The sequence below is a fragment of the Nonomuraea longicatena genome, assembly GCF_039525605.1.
In the GTDB taxonomy this organism is placed as follows: Bacteria; Actinomycetota; Actinomycetes; order Streptosporangiales; family Streptosporangiaceae; genus Nonomuraea; species Nonomuraea longicatena.
In genome coordinates this window covers 40,000-55,326 of the sequence record NZ_BAAAHQ010000056.1, presented here as the reverse complement: position 1 = coordinate 55,326, position 15,327 = coordinate 40,000, and the positions used below count along the sequence as shown (strand labels likewise).

16 protein-coding genes are annotated in these 15,327 nt (G+C 69.1%); 6 read left to right on the top strand and 10 right to left on the bottom strand.

All coding sequences use genetic code 11. The annotated features are described in order from the left end of the window. Positions 1 to 151: 151 nt before the first annotated feature. Both ABD120_RS37465 and ABD120_RS37460 read right to left on the bottom strand, forming a co-directional pair. Complete coding sequence (locus tag ABD120_RS37465) at positions 152 to 454, bottom strand: hypothetical protein (RefSeq protein WP_343955124.1); 303 nt, start codon at positions 452 to 454, stop codon at positions 152 to 154. A gap of 125 nt (positions 455 to 579) precedes the next feature. After that, the gene (locus ABD120_RS37460; RefSeq protein WP_343955123.1) at positions 580 to 975 is read right to left on the bottom strand and encodes a hypothetical protein; all 396 of its coding nucleotides are present in this window, start codon (positions 973 to 975) and stop codon (positions 580 to 582) included. Between ABD120_RS37460 and ABD120_RS37455 the strand changes: the two genes are divergently transcribed. Further along, a complete protein-coding gene (locus tag ABD120_RS37455) occupies positions 974 to 1,411 on the top strand; it encodes a peptidase inhibitor family I36 protein (RefSeq protein WP_343955122.1) in 438 nt (145 codons plus the stop codon). The two genes, ABD120_RS37460 and ABD120_RS37455, sit on opposite strands and share 2 nt — an antisense overlap. A 75-nt stretch (positions 1,412 to 1,486) precedes the next feature. Next, positions 1,487 to 2,317 carry a hypothetical protein gene (locus ABD120_RS37450; RefSeq protein ID WP_343955121.1) on the top strand — a complete coding sequence of 277 codons (831 nt, stop codon included), beginning with the start codon at positions 1,487 to 1,489 and terminating at the stop codon, positions 2,315 to 2,317. A 3-nt stretch (positions 2,318 to 2,320) separates the two neighbouring features. On the opposite strand, the gene ABD120_RS37445 is transcribed toward ABD120_RS37450, so the two are convergent. Next, entirely contained in the window at positions 2,321 to 2,803 is a 483-nt protein-coding gene (locus tag ABD120_RS37445; RefSeq protein WP_343955120.1) for a flavoprotein, read from the bottom strand. 2 nt (positions 2,804 to 2,805) lie between these two features. After that, a complete protein-coding gene (locus ABD120_RS37440; protein ID WP_343955119.1) occupies positions 2,806 to 5,010 on the bottom strand; it encodes a MinD/ParA family ATP-binding protein in 2,205 nt (734 codons plus the stop codon). 115 nt (positions 5,011 to 5,125) lie between these two features. Between ABD120_RS37440 and ABD120_RS37435 the strand changes: the two genes are divergently transcribed. Both ABD120_RS37435 and ABD120_RS37430 read left to right on the top strand, forming a co-directional pair. Further along, positions 5,126 to 6,082: an NAD(P)H-quinone oxidoreductase gene (locus ABD120_RS37435; RefSeq protein ID WP_343955118.1), complete on the top strand. Its 957-nt coding sequence runs from the start codon at positions 5,126 to 5,128 to the stop codon at positions 6,080 to 6,082. Between the two features lie 5 nt (positions 6,083 to 6,087). Beyond that, a complete protein-coding gene (locus ABD120_RS37430; protein WP_343955117.1) occupies positions 6,088 to 6,591 on the top strand; it encodes a bacterial proteasome activator family protein in 504 nt (167 codons plus the stop codon). A 22-nt stretch (positions 6,592 to 6,613) separates the two neighbouring features. Here the strand turns inward: ABD120_RS37430 and ABD120_RS37425 are convergent, their stop codons facing one another. After that, positions 6,614 to 7,393, bottom strand: coding sequence for an HAD family hydrolase (locus tag ABD120_RS37425; protein ID WP_343955116.1), 780 nt, complete (start codon positions 7,391 to 7,393; stop codon positions 6,614 to 6,616). Positions 7,394 to 7,633: 240 nt separating this feature from the next. Here ABD120_RS37425 and ABD120_RS37420 point away from each other — a divergent pair, with 240 nt between their 5' ends. Continuing rightward, positions 7,634 to 7,837, top strand: a complete 204-nt coding sequence (locus ABD120_RS37420) for a cold-shock protein (RefSeq protein WP_219534920.1) — start codon at positions 7,634 to 7,636, stop codon at positions 7,835 to 7,837. 248 nt (positions 7,838 to 8,085) lie between these two features. On the opposite strand, the gene ABD120_RS37415 is transcribed toward ABD120_RS37420, so the two are convergent. After that, positions 8,086 to 8,271, bottom strand: a complete 186-nt coding sequence (locus ABD120_RS37415) for a hypothetical protein (RefSeq protein WP_343955115.1) — start codon at positions 8,269 to 8,271, stop codon at positions 8,086 to 8,088. A 624-nt stretch (positions 8,272 to 8,895) separates the two neighbouring features. On the opposite strand from ABD120_RS37415, the gene ABD120_RS37410 reads away from it, so the two are divergent. Continuing rightward, positions 8,896 to 9,717, top strand: a complete 822-nt coding sequence (locus ABD120_RS37410) for a hypothetical protein (RefSeq protein ID WP_343955114.1) — start codon at positions 8,896 to 8,898, stop codon at positions 9,715 to 9,717. On the opposite strand, the gene serS is transcribed toward ABD120_RS37410, so the two are convergent. The 4 genes from serS to ABD120_RS37390 all read right to left on the bottom strand — a co-directional run bounded on the left by serS (position 9,681) and on the right by ABD120_RS37390 (position 15,267). Further along, the gene (serS, locus tag ABD120_RS37405; RefSeq protein ID WP_343955113.1) at positions 9,681 to 10,943 is read right to left on the bottom strand and encodes a serine--tRNA ligase; all 1,263 of its coding nucleotides are present in this window, start codon (positions 10,941 to 10,943) and stop codon (positions 9,681 to 9,683) included. The genes ABD120_RS37410 and serS overlap by 37 nt on opposite strands. A 1,771-nt stretch (positions 10,944 to 12,714) precedes the next feature. Beyond that, positions 12,715 to 13,635, bottom strand: coding sequence for a prephenate dehydratase (pheA, locus tag ABD120_RS37400; protein WP_343955112.1), 921 nt, complete (start codon positions 13,633 to 13,635; stop codon positions 12,715 to 12,717). A gap of 18 nt (positions 13,636 to 13,653) precedes the next feature. After that, positions 13,654 to 14,070: a DUF4446 family protein gene (locus tag ABD120_RS37395; RefSeq protein WP_343955111.1), complete on the bottom strand. Its 417-nt coding sequence runs from the start codon at positions 14,068 to 14,070 to the stop codon at positions 13,654 to 13,656. A gap of 18 nt (positions 14,071 to 14,088) precedes the next feature. Next, on the bottom strand, positions 14,089 to 15,267 hold the full coding sequence (locus ABD120_RS37390; protein WP_343955110.1) for a glycosyltransferase 87 family protein: 1,179 nt from the start codon (positions 15,265 to 15,267) through the stop codon (positions 14,089 to 14,091). Between the last annotated feature and the right edge of the window lie 60 nt (positions 15,268 to 15,327).

Sequence of the window (15,327 nt, the reverse complement as noted above, 5' to 3'; positions counted from 1 at the left end):
ATGCGTCCGTCGGGGTCGGTCAGCAGATGGCGCCCCGGTGCGAAGGCGCCGGCGGTGGTCGTGAAACCGAGCCGGAGACCGCCGGTGGCCGGTCGGTGTAGATGACGACGAGTGTGGTGTGCACCGTTCCTCCTTGTGCATGCGGCTGTGCCTATCGCGTCGCGAGGACGAGAACCACCGCGAGAACGACCAGGCTTCCGGCGGAGAGGATCAGGCCCGTGTGCGCGCCTTCCTTGAGTGCCGCGATGCCGAAGCCGATTCCGAGCAGTCCGAGGACGAAGGACGGGATGGCCAGGAGCACAGAGACGAGGGCGATCAGTCCATAGGCGCCGGAGGTCTGCGCGCTCCACATGTTCTCGTACGCGATCAGGCCGTAGACAAGAGGGGCCATCGTCAGGCAACTGGCGCCGGCGGTGAGCCAGCCGAGGACGGTGCTTGCGGTGGTGGAAGCCATACGCCGCATTGTCCGGCGGCGAGATGGACGACTGATTGACGTGATACCGCCGTCGCGAATCCTGCGCGCTGTCGACGGTTCGCCCGTCCGGGGCCGGTCAGTAGCCACCGAACGGGCGTCCGCGATCACAACGAGGTCGGGTCACGGGTGGCCTGCGGCTGTATATGCCGTCGGTATTGATATTCCCGTGGGTCACGGCGGAATCCTTCATCATGAGGATTTCCGCGAATGGTGGCGGAATCGCTCATGCCTGCGGATTCAACGGAGGCATTTAATCTTGACGGGCCATCGCGCTGCGGGTTAGTTTCATGATCAGCTTCTTGAAGTCCTGAAGAAGCTGATGGGGTGAGACGGTGGCCGGTTTCCCGGCAGGAAATTCCGTCAGTCAATGTACATATGTACGGCATCGGCGGGCCAGAAATCGCCGGCTTCATCAGGGCATCCGTCATCGTCATCCCCCGGACCGTGCGCGTCGTCACGCGCTGAACACCTTGCCCGTAGGTCAACGAAGGGAATGCCATGAAGCGCAGAATAGCTCTCCTCGTCGGCGCGCTCTCGCTCACCACTGTGGGATTCGCCGGAATCGGCCCTGCGGCTCAGGCCGCGGACAAGCCGCCTGTCCAGGCGATTGAGGAGGCTGTGGTCACCGTCCATGAGACCGGTGACGTCTCCACGGCCGCCGACTGCGCCGACAACCGGATCTGTCTGTACGAGAACGACTGGTTCACCGGTCGCACCTACCTTGAGATGTCACTCCGGCAGTCCATTTGCTCGAACCTCCCATCCGGGTTCGGCAACTGGGCGAGCTCTCACAAGAACACCTACAACCGTTCGGTGTGGTTCTACGACCGTTCGAGCTGCGCCGGGTCGCACGGCTACAGCGCGGCGCCCGAGAGCCGGGACGGGGACCTGACGGACAACGGCTTCGACAACAAGACATCTTCGCTCCTGCTTTGATCTCGGCGGTCGCGAGACAACCATGATCACCGTCCCAGGGAAATGAATATGCCGCTCCGGCGATACAGCACGGCCTTGACACTGGCCCTCCTCGCCGGAGCGGCCTCCGCGTGTACGGCCACGCAGGCGGAGGCGCCGCCGAAACCGCCGCAGTCGTGGCTGCCGCCGGGGGAGGAAGCGCGGCGGCTCACGCTCCCCTTCGACGTCTACAACTTCAGCCCGGCCGAGGTCATGACCCGGGAGGTCGCGGAAGACTTCCTCGTTCGCGACTGCATGCGGGCGCGCGGCCAGGCGTGGGAGGCGCTGCCCGGTCCCGCCGACAGCGAGAGCGCTCCGCCGCACCGGCGCCGTTACGGCGTCATCGAGCCGCAGGTCGCCGCCGTCTTCGGCTACCACACGGCGCCGCAGAGTCCAGGGGTGACCGCCCGCAAGACCAAGGACCTCGACCGTGCGTCGGCGGCACCGCCGAATGTGCAACAGGCCGTCGGACAGTGCCTGAGCCAGGCGCGCGCCGACATGGTCAAGGGCGCTCCGAAAGCCGACGCCGCCTTCTTCAACAAGGTCATCTTCGCGTCTTTCGACGCCTCTCAGCGGGATGAGCAGGTCGTCCGGGTGTTCCGCTCGTGGAGCACGTGTATGGCGGGGGAGGGCTTCGACTATCCGGATCCGCTGGCGGCGATCACCGACAAGCGCTGGCAGACGCGGGAGCCTTCGGCGGAGGAGATCCGGGCGGCCCGGGTGGACGTGCGGTGCAAGGAGGAGACGGGCCTGACAGCCGTGTGGGCGGCGGCCGAGACCCGTATCCAGAACGACGCCGTGCGTGCCGACCCTGAGAAGTTCCGGGTGCTGAAGGCCGTCAAGGACAGGCAACTCGCGGCCGCTCGCCGGATCATCGCCCGAAGCTGAAGGTCACACGTCGGTCGTCAGTTCCGCGAGGGCGCGGGCCCACGGGTCCTGGTGCTCGGGCCAGAGGACGACTCGTACGCCGTCGGCGCGCAACTCCTCGACGCTGCGGCGGAACGGCGGGCGAGCGGCCAGGCCGCTGTTGACGAAGGGCAGCACCACGACCGGGATGCCCAGCCCGGGGGCCTCGGCGAGCAGTCCGAGGGCGTAGGTGTCCGCGATGCCCTGGGCGAACTTGTTGACCGTGTTGTAGGTGGCGGGCGCGACGACGATCGCGTCGGCGCGCGGCGGCTTGGGCTCGTTCGGTTTGCGGTACTTGCTGCGGACAGGGCGGCCGGTCTGCCGTTCGAGCGCGGGCACGTCGACGAAGTCCAGGGCCGACGGGGTCGCGACGACCTGGACGGTCCAGCCCGCGTCCTGGGCGAGGGCGACGAGGCGGCCGACGTCCCCGGCGGGCCCGGCGGCGCACACGACGATCTGGAGGAGCATCGTCACTCGTCGGTGAAGTGGCCGGCGAACCCGTCGCCGACGTACGCGGCGAGTTGGAGGTAGGACTCGCGGGTCGCCTCCTGCAGCCGGTCGAGGTCGATCTCGGCGCCCTCGTCGAGGTGCGGATCGTACGGCACCTGCACCACCGCCCGGCACCGCGCCGCGAAATGGGCCTCCAGCTTGCCGATGTCCACCGCCGACTTCGACCGGGGCCGGACGCTGCACAACACCACGGTCGCGTCGCGCACCAGGTCGCCGTAGTCGTGGGCCTCCAGCCAGTCGAGCGTCGCGGAGGCCGCCCTGGCCCCGTCGACGGAGGGGGAACTGACCAGGACGATCTGGTCGGCCAGCCCGAGCACGCCGCCCATGGCCGAGTGGAGCAGCCCGGTGCCGCAGTCGGTGATGCAGATCGAGTAGAAGTTCTCCAGCACCTGCGAGGCGGCCTGGTAGTCGGTGCCGCTGAACGCCTCGGACACCGACGGGTCGCGATCGGAGGCGAGCACTTCGAGCCGGGACGGCGCCTGCGAGGTGAACGCCCGGATGTCCACGTACCTCTTGACCTGGTCGCGCTCGTTGAGCAGGTCGCGCACGGTCGCCGACGTCTCCAGCTCCAGTTTGTCGGACAGCGTCCCCCGGTCGGGGTTGGCGTCGACGGCGATCACCCGGTCGCCGCGCACCTGCGCCAGCGTCGCGCCCAGCCCGACCGTGGTCGTCGTCTTCCCGACCCCGCCCTTCAGGCTGAGTACGGCGACGCGGTGGTGCCCGGTCGCGACCGGAGTACGGGCCCTGGACAGCAGTTCACGGCGGCGCCGGACTTCGGCGGGTTCGCCGGGCTTGATCCAGCCGCCCGACGCCTTGTACACGAGGCGGCGCCAGCCCTTCGACGGCGCGTTCCTGCGTCCGCGCAGCAGGCTCTCTGGGTCGAGGCTGTCGACGTTCGGCCGACCGGTGATCGGCGGTCGCGGCGGGGCGGGGAAAACGGGCACGGGGGCCGGCCTGCGGCGTACCTCCATCCGGGACTCGACCCTCGGCTCCGGCGACAACGACGGCGCGGACGAGCGCCTCTCCGGCGCGGCGGGCCGTACTTCGGATGCGGGCGACCTCATCTCGGGCGCGGAAGACCGTACGTCGGACGCGGCCAGCCGTACATCCGGCGAGGAAGGCCGTACGTCGGGCAGGCTCGGCCTGTCCGAGGTGAGAGGGTTCTCCACCGAAGCCGACGCCGACGCAGAACCCAAAGCCGACGCCGACCCAGAACCCGACCCTGAGTCCGAGCCCGACGCCGGGGCGGGCTTCTCGCCTGGGAGCGGCAAGTCCATGGAGAAGGGCTTCTCCGCAGAGAACGGTGTCGCCACATCAGGTGATTTATCCGGTGCCCGACGGTCGCCCGGATCAGGCGCCGCCCGCTCGGCCGCCGAGGGCGGATCGAGGTCGAAAGCCCGGTCCGACGGCTTGCCGAGATCGGGCATCGGAGGCTTCTCGGCGGAGAAGGGCGGGGTGAAGGTCTCCTCGGTCGCGAAGTCCGCGTCGGCGAAGGGCTTGGCCGAGGGTTTGTCCGTGACCTGGTCGAACGGGTTGCCCGCCCGCTCGTACGGCTCGGCCACCGGCGCGAACGGCGCGTCGGACCGCCCGAACAGCGACTCCGGCGCGGAGAACGGCTTGTCGGGCAGCGCGAACGGCTGCTCGGCCTTCCGCAGCACCTCCTCGGCCCGCCGCAACGCCTCCTCAGACTCCCGGTAGGCCTTCTCGGCCTCCTGCGGAACCTCCTCGGGTGCCTCGGCGTCGGGACGTCCGAACGCGTGGAACGGCTCCCCGTCGGTCTCGGGCGCGAAAGCCGAGAAGTCGGCATCCGGCTTGGGCCAGTCGGGCGCCTTCGGCCACGACAACTTGATGCCGCGCGCGTTGGGCTCCGTTTCGGCCTCGACGTACTCGGACGCCTCGGTCTGCGGCGCGGCGGCCTCCTCCTCGACGGCGGTCCCGGTGCCGTACACGGAGTCGACGGCGGCCCGGAACGACGGCGTCTCCACCTGTGCGGGAACGGCGAGCCACGGGTCGGCGGGGTACGGCGAAGCACCCGCCTCGGCCGGGGCCGAGGCGGCGGGCTCGGCGGTCGCGCTGACGGCGACCGGCGTCTCGGCGCTCTCCTTGATGGCGTCGAGCCAGGCCAACTGCTCTTCCAGGGACTCTTCGCGATCGTGCCGTGCCACCGTGGCTCTCCCTATGGTGGGCGTAAAGGGGCAGCAAATACCTTGCAGGTTAACGTCAAGGGATGTGCCGGGCCTCGGCAACCCTCAAGTTCCTTGCCCGGCTAGCGTGGTTCGCATGCGAGCGATTGTGATCCCCGTCACCGGGGGGCCAGAGGTGCTGGAGTGGCGTGAGGTGCCGGATCCCCGTCCCGGGAGGGGAGAGGTCTTGATCGAGGTGGCCGCCTCCGCCGTGAACAGGGCGGACGTGATGCAGCGCCAGGGCCGGTACGACCCGCCGCCGGGGGAGCCGCCGTACCCGGGGCTGGAGTGCTCCGGCGTGGTCGCGGAGGTGGGGGAGAACGTCGAGCAGTTCAGGGTCGGCGATCGGGTGTGCGCGCTGCTGGGCGGCGGCGGGTACGCCGAGCGGGTGACCGTGCCGTGGGAGCAGGTCATGCCGGTGCCCGACGGCGTGTCGTTGGTCGAGGCGGCGGGGCTGCCCGAGGCGGTGTGCACGGTCTGGTCGAACGTGTTCATGCTCGGCAGGCTGCGCCGCTCGGAGACGCTGCTGGTGCACGGCGGGGCGAGCGGGATCGGCACGATGGCGGTCCAGCTCGCGAAGGCGTTCGGCTCGCGGGTGGTGGCGACGGCGGGTCGCGCGGACAAACTGGAACGGCTGCGGGAGCTGGGCGCGGACGAGGTGATCAACTACCGCGAGGAGGACTTCGCCGAGAAGGTCCGGGCCGATGTGATCCTCGACATCGTCGGCGCAAAATACCTGTCAAGGAACCTTCAAGCCTTGCGGACCGGCGGGCGGCTGATCGTGATCGGACTGCAGGGCGGGGTCAAGGCCGAGATCGACCTGCGGACGCTGCTCGCCAAGCGGGCGGCCGTCTATGGCACGACCCTCCGCAGCCGCCCGGCAGACGAGAAGGGCGCCATCGTCCGAGGCGTCGTCGGCAGCGTGTGGCCGCTGGTCGCGGCGGGTGCCGTGCGCCCGGTCGTGTACGCCGAGGTGCCGATGGCGGAGGCGGCGGAAGCGCACCGAATGCTCGATTCGGGAGAACACGTCGGCAAGATCCTGCTAGTACGGTGAGTGCTATGAATGCTGAGGACAACAACACCCCCCATATCGTGGTGGTCGGCCCCGACTTCCAGGGGCAGGGCGACCACGGTGACGAGGAGCGCTCGGTGGCGAGTCTGGTCGAGCAGCCCGCCAAGGTGATGCGCATCGGCAGCATGATCAGGCAGCTGCTGGAGGAGGTCCGCGCGGCTCCTCTGGACGACGCCAGCCGCAAGCGGCTGAAGGAGATCCACGAGTCCTCCATCAAGGAGCTTGAGGACGGCCTGGCCCCCGAACTGGTGGAGGAACTGGAGCGGCTGTCGCTGCCGTTCACCGACGACAACGGCACCCCGCCGAGCGACGCCGAGTTGCGCATCGCCCACGCCCAGCTCGTCGGCTGGCTCGAAGGGCTCTTCCACGGCATCCAGACGACGTTGTTCGCTCAGCAGATGGCGGCCAGGGCGCAGCTTGAGCAGATGCGCAGGGCGCTGCCCGGCGTGCCCGAGGGCCAGCAGCCCCACGGCTCGGGCCCCTACCTGTAAGAGCCTTCACTCGTCAGAGGTCCTACCTGTAGAGGTTCTCCAGCACGAGGGCGACCCCGTCGTCGTCGTTGGCCGAGGTCACCTCGCCCACCGCGGCGAGCACGTCCGGGTGCGCGTTGGCGACCGCGTACGACCTGCCTGCCCATCCGAGCATGGGCAGGTCGTTCGGCATGTCACCGAACGCCACGGCCTCTTCGGGGGCGACGCCGTACCGTCGCGCGACGCGGGCGAGCGCTGTGGCCTTCGTCACGCCGAGCGCGCTCATCTCCATCAGCGCCCGCCTGCTGGAGTGCGTCACGGTCACCAGCCGCCCGACCAGGCGGTCGACGAGCTCGTGGAGCGGGTCCGGAGCCATGGACGGGTGCTGGGCGAGCAGTTTGACGCACGGACGGGCGGTCAGCGTGCCCCCGCTGACGCGCAGGCCGCTTCCGGTGGCGCCGTCCAGGCTCCCCGACCGGAAATCTGACTCATGCGCAAAACCCCCTTCGTACTCGACCGAAAATGTGAGATCCGGTACGTTCGCTCGAAGCTGAGCGACGACCTCCCGGAGCACGTCGACGCCGATGACGTGGGATTCAACAACCTGTTCGGAATGTAGGTCGTATATGAGGGCGCCGTTCGCGCACACCGCGAGGCCCCGGTGGCCGGAGGCCGCCGCCACGTCCCACATCCACCGGGGCGGTCGTCCCGTGACGAGGACCAGTACGGCCCCGGTTTCCTCTACTCTTGCGAAGGCGGCGACGGTGCGCGGAGACAGTGTTCCGTCCGAGCGCAGGGCGGTTCCGTCGAGGTCAGTGGCCACAAGGCGGGGCATCTTCATAACAGGTTCCAGTTTGCCCGCTGATGTGGCTGACCAGAAATCTTCCAAGCGAGGGAACACCAAGGCGGCCGAATGGTGTTAGATGTGGTGGCGTTGTATTAGCTGATCCCGTAGTGAAAACCAGCATGACTTTGTCTGAGCCACCCCGGGTTGCTGCTGTACGACACACCGGGATCCGCGAGGTGCGGGTCCCAAAGATTCACATCCTGAGGGAGAGCTTTTATGGCTCAGGGAACCGTCAAGTGGTTCAACGCTGAAAAGGGCTTCGGCTTCATCGCTCCGGACGGCGGTGCACCGGACGTGTTCGTCCACTTCTCCGAGATCCAGGGCAACGGCTACCGTAGCCTTGAGGACGGCCAGAGGGTCGAGTTCGAGATCACGCAGGGCCAGAAGGGGCCGCAGGCCTCCCAGGTCCGGGCTATCTGACCTGGAGCTAGCGAGATAGGGCGGGATCCGTTTCCAGCGGATTCCGCCCTTTTCATGTGTCCTGCATCACAGGGCCATCACGGGCGTGGCTCAAAGTACGCCAATCATCGAACTTCATAGCAAATCACTCCGTCGAGGAGTGCATGAGGTACGCACGGCCGTGCCACCCCGCGACCCTGTTCGCGGCGATCCTCCCTCTTTGTCCTGCTCAAAGACTTGTCCTGCTCAAGGACGCCTGGCCTGGTTCGTCACCGGCGCGCTTCGACGTCGCGGGACTGGTCGTGACCGCGCCGCTCGTGGCGCTCGCCCTCCTCCGCCGTGCCGATCCGGCGGCGACCGTCCTCGCCGGAGCCCTCTTCGCGGTCGTGAAATCGACGGAGACGGACGCACAGGCCGCCGCTGAGGTATTGGGCCGCGTGGCGGCTCCTTCGCACGTCCTGGTCGATTCCACGGACCCGCTGGCTCTGCCGCCGCTCGCTCCGGCCTGGTGGGTACGGCGCCGCGCGCTCCGGGCGTACTCCAGAGGCCGGCAGATCACCCTCGCCCAAGGGGTCGGCAGATCACCCGTGCCCCAGAGGTCGGCAGATCACCCTCGCCTTACTCTCGCGGCCCTTTGGCCGTGCTGGCCGTGACGGCTGGCCGTGGTGGCCGTGACGGCGACCACCGCCTGCACACGGCCTGTGGCCGAGTGCGTCACCGTCGAGGACCGGGCGCTCGTCGTCATGGCCCCGACCGGACCGTCGGCGTCTCCACGGATGACGGTCGCACCTGACGGGACCGTCCCATCCGGCAGGCCGACCGGCGGACCGCCAGGTTCGCGACCGGCTCGTCCTGCGTCCCAGGGCTGCCACAGCGCTGCTATCGGATTACCGGCCGCGAGCTCAGGGCGCTGCGGCCCGACGACGCGGGCCGGAGCTTGCGGACCGCGTGGGGGACCCCACCCGGCCCGCCACAAACTGCTGGAATGCGCACTCGGCGCCTCGAAACCGGCCTCACGGTTCCTGCTGGTCCAGCCGACAACCGACAGCGACCGCAGCAGTCGAACGACCGGCGGCCACGTGGTCGTGGTCGCCGACGACCGGGCCAGCGCCGTGGCGCGCGACGAGTGGGGCACCTGGATCAGGTCCGGCTTCCACCGCGACGGAGTGCTGCCCACCGCCGCCGCCTTCCGTTGTACGGCTCCCTTGTGCGGCGCGGGCGCCTTCCCTGGTGTGGCGCGGGCGCAATCACCGGCGAACTCCAGGCCGCCGACCTGGCCGGGGATCTGGGTAATCGTCGTCGGCCTGATGATCGCCGCCGCAGGCACGCGCGGAACCACTGCGGACATGGGCAGGCCCACAGTGGGCACGGGCGGAGCCGTGGTGGGCACGCGCGGAGCCGCCGTTCGCTTGGTCATGCCCGATGCCGGAGCGGATCGAGGCGCCGCTCACGGTCGCCTTCGGTTTCTCCGGGACGCGGCATCGACACTGCTGTGGACACTCGGCGCGGCGCTCATGCCGAGCAGACTCGTCGTCGCCGTGGTGAAGGCCGAAGCGGCGCGGATCGGGCGACGGGCCTGGTGGCAGGTGCTCGCCACCGGCGCACTGGTGGCGTTCGCCGGGGCACTGCCGTTCCGGGACTGGGCGGCAGGCACACCGGACGACTACGGGACCACGCCGACGACGGCGGCACTCTGCGGCGCCGCCGCCGTCGCGCTCGTCCGCCGGAGCACGCGCCATTCGGCGGGCTCCGGCACACCGAATTACTTGGCGGGCTCCGGCATGTCGAGATACTTGGCAGGCCCCAGCACGTCTTACTTGGCGGGCTCCAGCACGTCGAGATACTTGGCGGGCCCCAGCACGTCTTACTTGGCGGGCTCCAGCACGTCGAGCCCGACGTAGGGGCGCAGCGCCTGCGGCACCACGACCGAGCCGTCGGCCTGCTGGTGGTTCTCCAGGATCGCGACGATCCAGCGGGTGGTCGCCAGCGTGCCGTTGAGCGTGGCCGCGTGCTGCGGCTTGCCGTCCTTGTCGCGGTAGCGGACCGCGAGGCGCCGGGACTGGAAGTCGGTGCAGTTGGAGGTCGAGGTCAGCTCGCGGTAACGGCCCTGCGTCGGGATCCAGCCCTCGCAGTCGAACTTCCTGGCCGCCGACATGCCGAGATCGCCCGCCGCCGTGTCGATGATGCGGTACGGCACCTCGATCTTGGCCAGCATCTCCTTCTCCCAGGCGAGCAGCCGCTGGTGCTCCTCCTGCGCGTCCTCGACACGGACGTAGGAGAACATCTCCACCTTGTCGAACTGGTGGACGCGGATGATGCCGCGCGTGTCCTTGCCGTACGAGCCCGCTTCGCGCCGGAAGCACGACGACCAGCCCGCGTAGCGCAGCGGCAGTTCGCCGCCGTCGAGGATCTCCTGGGCGTGGTAGCCGGCCAGCGAGACCTCGGAGGTGCCGACGAGGTAGAGGTCGTCCTCGGGCAGGCGGTAGATCTCCTTGTCGTGGGCCACGTGGAAGCCCGTGCCCGCCATCGTCTCCGGCTTCACCAGCACCGGCGTGATCATCGGGACGAAACCCGACTCGATCGCCTGCTGCATCGCCATGTTGAGCAGGCCGAGCTGGAGTCGAGCGCCGACGCCGCGCAGGAAGAAGAACCGCGAACCCGACACCTTGGCGCCGCGCTCCATGTCGATGGCGCCGAGCAGTTCGCCGAGCTCCAGGTGGTCCTTGGGCTCGAAGTCGAACACGCGCGGCTCGCCGACGGTCTCCAGGACGGCGTAGTCGTCCTCGCCGCCGTGAGGGGCGGCGGGATCGACGATGTTGGGGATCGCCTGCACGAGCGCGTCGAGCTCGCCCGCCAACCGCTCGGCCTCGGCCTCGGCGGCCTTGACCTGAGCTGCGAGCTCCTTGGCCCGCTGCAGCAGCGCCTGCTTCTCCTCGCCCTGCGCCTTGGAGACGGACTTGCCCATGGACTTCTGTTCCGCGCGCATGGACTCGAACGAGGTCAGCGCGGAGCGTCGGCGCTCGTCGAGGTCGAGCAGCTTGGCGACGACGGAGTCGTCCTCGCCGCGAGCCCGCTGCGACTCCCGCAACCGATTCGGATCCTCACGAACTGCACGCAGGTCAATCACGCCTAAAGGCTACCGGGGGGAGCGCCGTCTTCCCGCCGCTTTTCCCCACCCCCGGCCAAAGCCCACCCTCCCGCTGCCACAACAAGCCCCCTCGTTCACGGAAACCGCACCCTCCAGCCGCCCAGCAACCCCTCTCAGCGGAGGGTTCCGTGTACGGCAAAGCCCTCTCGGTCGCGGGTTCCACCGCTTCTGTCCCGGACGGCAAAGCCCTCTGAGCGGCGAGTTCCACCGTTTCCACCCGTAGGCAAAGCCCCTCAGCGGTGAGTTCCACCCCTCCAGCCCCAACGGCAAAGCCCGTCAGTGGTGAGTTCCACCCCTCCACCCCCTACGGCAAAGCCCGTCAGTAGTGGGTTCCACCCCTCCACCCCCTACGGCGAAGCCCCCCATACGCCCTCCCGCCGCCGCGACTCCCGCCCCGCGCGGGCGCTACTCGACCGCGTCTCCTCCCCGCCGTGACGCCGCCCGATAACCGGCCACCGTGCCCTCCTGCCGCGCCGTCCGCCGGCGCCGAGACCACCGCCCACCACCTCGCCGCACGGCGCCGCCCACGAGCTGCGCCGTGGCCCACCGCGGCCATCGTGCCTCGCCAGATGGTCATACCTGAGTCACAGCTCAACTTTCGGCACCGGATCCCGGTCGTCTCTGTGAACGGAAATGAATCCGTTAAGTGCTCATAGTCGAGCGCCGGATCGGCAACCCCATCTCCACGCGTACCCCACCATTCACTCCCGCGAAGTCGCGCCTTCACGCCACTACTTCTGGCAGCACGGCTTCACTGTCTGTAGCGGAGACTTGTAACGCCTTCCCCGCCGCACAGGGATGCCGCTCGGTCCCCGGTTTCGCGCCTTTCTCGCCCGCCATTTGTCGCCACCGGCCAGACATCCGCTGTTTGCCCGTTGGACTCTGTTTCACAGACCCGACCGAGACGCCTCTTCACACCGACATTCGGCACGCGCCCGCAGGAGGCGGTTGCGTCCACGGGAGCGGACGCAACCGGCCTCCGGTCACGTCCACGGATGTGGCGTGTGAATCGATCTTCGCCCGTCGGCACGCAAGGGGACCCTGCCGACATACGGTGGCCCACACGCGAGGGCCCTGTCGACATCCGCCAGAGCGCCCCGCCACCCACCAGGCGTCGGGCAGTCTTGGAAGCGCAGCAGCAGGGTCTTGCGTGTGCCGTCGATGTCGGTGCCCACGTCGTGACCAGGCGTTCGGCTGGTCAGGGAGTCTAAGGACGCACAGCTGCGTGTCGGCCGTCGATGAGGTGTTGTGTGGTGGATCGGGCGTGGTCCGGTGTCGGAAACCACAGATCCACGGGCCTGATGCACGGCCATCGACGCCACACGCATGCCGTCGACACGCATGCCGTCGACACGCATGCCGTCCACACGCATGCCATCCACCAGGCATTCGGGCAAACCCCTACCCGGCCATCAGGGGCAGGTTCTCCGGGCGGCGTCGCGGTGGGGTGTGGTGAGAGGAGGAGCGTGTCCTGGAGGCCGGCAACCGACGGCGGCGGGTGGGGCCCAGAGGGCTTGCCGTAATGGCTGGAAGGCCCTGACGGCACAGCCGCGCCGAAGCCCTGACCACGCACCCGCACGATGCTCACGCAAGTCCGGCCTGCGCCACGTAAGTCCGGCCCGCCCGGCCCCAGGATGCGCACCTGCGCCCCCGCAGGAGCCTGCTGCCGGCGCCTGCTGCCGGCGCCGATCGCGCAGCCGCGCGGTTGCTCACGAAAGCACACGACGGACATGTGCATCCGTGCGGTCGGTTACACGTCGCCTGCGCGGATGCGGCTCAGCCAGGCGGCCGCCTCGGTGAAGTCGGAGTCGTCCATGCCGCGCTTGATCTGCGGTGACACACGGTCGGCGCGTGGATAGCTGCCGAAGAACCGCACCTCCGAGCAGATCCGGTGCAACCCGGAGATAGCCTCCCCCACCCGAGCGTCCGCCACATGCCCCTCAAGGTCGAAGTGGAAGAAATATCGCCCGATACCATCCCCGGTAGGCCGCGACTCGATGCGCGTCAGGTTGACCCCGCGCACGGAGAACTCGGTCAACATCTCCAGCAACGCGCCCGGATGGTCGTCCGCCAGGAACACCACGAGCGTCGTGCGGTCGGCCCCGGTCGGCTCCGGCAGCGTGCCGGGACGGCCGACCCGGACGAACCGGGTCATCGTGTCCGGCCGGTCGCCGATGTTGGCCGCGACCTCCACCAGCCCGTAGTGCTCGCCCGCGATCGGCGCCGCGATGGCCGCGTCGTACGGTGACCCCGGCAGCGACACCTCCTGCGCCGCCGCCGCCGTGGACGGCGCCGCCACCACGACCGCGTCGGGCAGTTCGCGGCTGAGGAACCCCCGGCACTGCGTGATCGCCGCCGGATGGGAGTAGACGCGCTTGATGTGCACCAGTTCGGTGCCCGGCCGCGCCAGCAGCGAGAACCGCACCGGCAGCAGCACCTCGGCCGTGATCAGCAGCGGATCGCCCCACGCGAACTCGTCGAGCGTCGTGGTGATCGCGCCCTCCAGCGAGTTCTCCAGGGGGACGACCGCGCCGTCGGCCTCACCTGAGCGCGCGGCGTTGAGCGCCGCCGCCACCGTCGGGCAGGGCAGACGCTCGGCGTCCGGCTCCATGAGCCGCAGGGCCTCCTCGGTGAAGGTGCCCTCGGGGCCGAGATAAGCGAGCTTGGCCATACCCCAAGGATAGCCAGCTCAACGGCGTGCCACCTGCGGTTCGACAACCGGCCCGAGTCCGAGCCTGGCCGCGCGGACCGCGTCCTCCTCCTCGGGCGCCAGCGGCTGCTGCCCCTTGCCGCCCACCACGGGCCGCACATACGTGCGGGTCTCCGAACGGCCGTTGATCGAGGTGAGGACGATGCCGTCGCCCAGCGCGTTGATCATCGCGACGGAGAACGACAGCCGCCCCGTCATCTCCTCCAGGGCGTCGTAGCGGCACACGGCCACGTCGCGGATGGCCTTGAGATCGCCCACCCCGGCCTCGCTCTGCCGGGCGAGTGTGTGCTGATAGTGCTGGACGGCCAGCCTGGCCTGCCTGAGCGCGACATAGCCGATGACGACGCCGCTGATGCCGGCGACGAAGCCGACCATGACCCATACGGTAACGACCACGGTACCGAGGGTAATCAATCAGGCAAGGTTCTCGCGGCGTTTGGGCAACCACGAGGCGAGGATCCACACCAGCACCAGGGCCCCGAGCCCGAAGGCGTTCTGCACGATCTTGCCGAGCACCGGGCTCAGCACCGGTATCTCCAGCGCCTTCAGCGACACCCCCCACCAGGGGATCGGCAGCACGTAATAGAGCCACACCCCACCGGCCACCCACAGCCTGACCCGGTCGCGGCCGTCGCCGACGATCGCCCCCAGCACCACGACCACCCAGGCCAGGTGGTGGATCCACGCGACCGGCGACAGCAGCACCGCCATCAGCCCGACCAGCGCGACCGCCGTCAGCGGGTCCTTGGCCTGGTAGGCGCGGTAGGCGCCGCGGAAGCCGTACCACGCGACGACCGCGACGACCACGAGCCAGATCACCGACGTCACCGTGTCGTTCATGTACAACCGCAGCAGCATGCCCCGCATGGACTGGTTGGTGGTCGCGGCGTTCGAGCCGAGCCGCTCCGGGTCGAGCAGCGCGGAGAACCAGAACTGCAGCGTGTCCTCACGGATGACCAGCAGCGGCAGCACGGTCAGCAACGTGGTCACGATCGTGGCCACCCAGAACGTCCGCCACTGCCGGGTGATCAGCAGATAGACGAGGAACACCCCGGGCGTCAGCTTGACCGCCGTGGCCACTCCGATCAGGAACCCGCGCGGCCACCACGGCCGCTTCGCCATGCAGTCGGCCACGCAGAGCGACACCAGCAGGATGTCCACCTGCCCGAACCGTACCTGGTCGCGGATCGGCATCAGGTACGTGCACGCGACCATCGCCACCGCGAACAGCAGCGGCCTGCGGTCGACCTCCGCCTGCCTGAAGGAGAACCACACGGTGACGGCCAGCGCCGCGAAGATCCCCGCCGTCCACACCCACTGCGCCGTCGTCCACGACATCATCGCCAGCGGTACGGCCAGCAGCGCCGAAACCGGCGGGTACGTGAACGGCAGCAACTGCGGCGCGGGCGTCATGAAGTCGTAGACCGGCCGCCCCTCCAGCACCATCTGCCCGCCGGTACGGTAAACGTCGAGGTCGACCAGCCGCTGGTCGTCCGGATTGGTCAGCCAATACTCCACCAGCGGGGCCGCCGCCAGCGCGATGGCCACCACCGCGAGCGGCCACATCCACCACTGTCGCTTGCCACCTGTCACGGTGAGGCACGTTACCGTGGGCTCCAGTCGATCGCGGACGCGTACTCCGGGGGTTACACC

What these genes read in the sequence shown, in the direction of transcription:
- ABD120_RS37465 (WP_343955124.1), bottom strand. Translation starts at nt 454, where the DNA reads ATGGCTTCCACCACCGCAAGCACCGTCCTCGGCTGGCTCACCGCCGGC.
- ABD120_RS37455 (WP_343955122.1), top strand. Translation starts at nt 974, where the DNA reads ATGAAGCGCAGAATAGCTCTCCTCGTCGGCGCGCTCTCGCTCACCACT.
- ABD120_RS37460 (WP_343955123.1), bottom strand. Translation starts at nt 975, where the DNA reads ATGGCATTCCCTTCGTTGACCTACGGGCAAGGTGTTCAGCGCGTGACG.
- ABD120_RS37445 (WP_343955120.1), bottom strand. Translation starts at nt 2,803, where the DNA reads ATGCTCCTCCAGATCGTCGTGTGCGCCGCCGGGCCCGCCGGGGACGTC.
- ABD120_RS37435 (WP_343955118.1), top strand. Translation starts at nt 5,126, where the DNA reads ATGCGAGCGATTGTGATCCCCGTCACCGGGGGGCCAGAGGTGCTGGAG.
- ABD120_RS37430 (WP_343955117.1), top strand. Translation starts at nt 6,088, where the DNA reads ATGAATGCTGAGGACAACAACACCCCCCATATCGTGGTGGTCGGCCCC.
- ABD120_RS37420 (WP_219534920.1), top strand. Translation starts at nt 7,634, where the DNA reads ATGGCTCAGGGAACCGTCAAGTGGTTCAACGCTGAAAAGGGCTTCGGC.
- pheA (WP_343955112.1), bottom strand. Translation starts at nt 13,635, where the DNA reads ATGGCCAAGCTCGCTTATCTCGGCCCCGAGGGCACCTTCACCGAGGAG.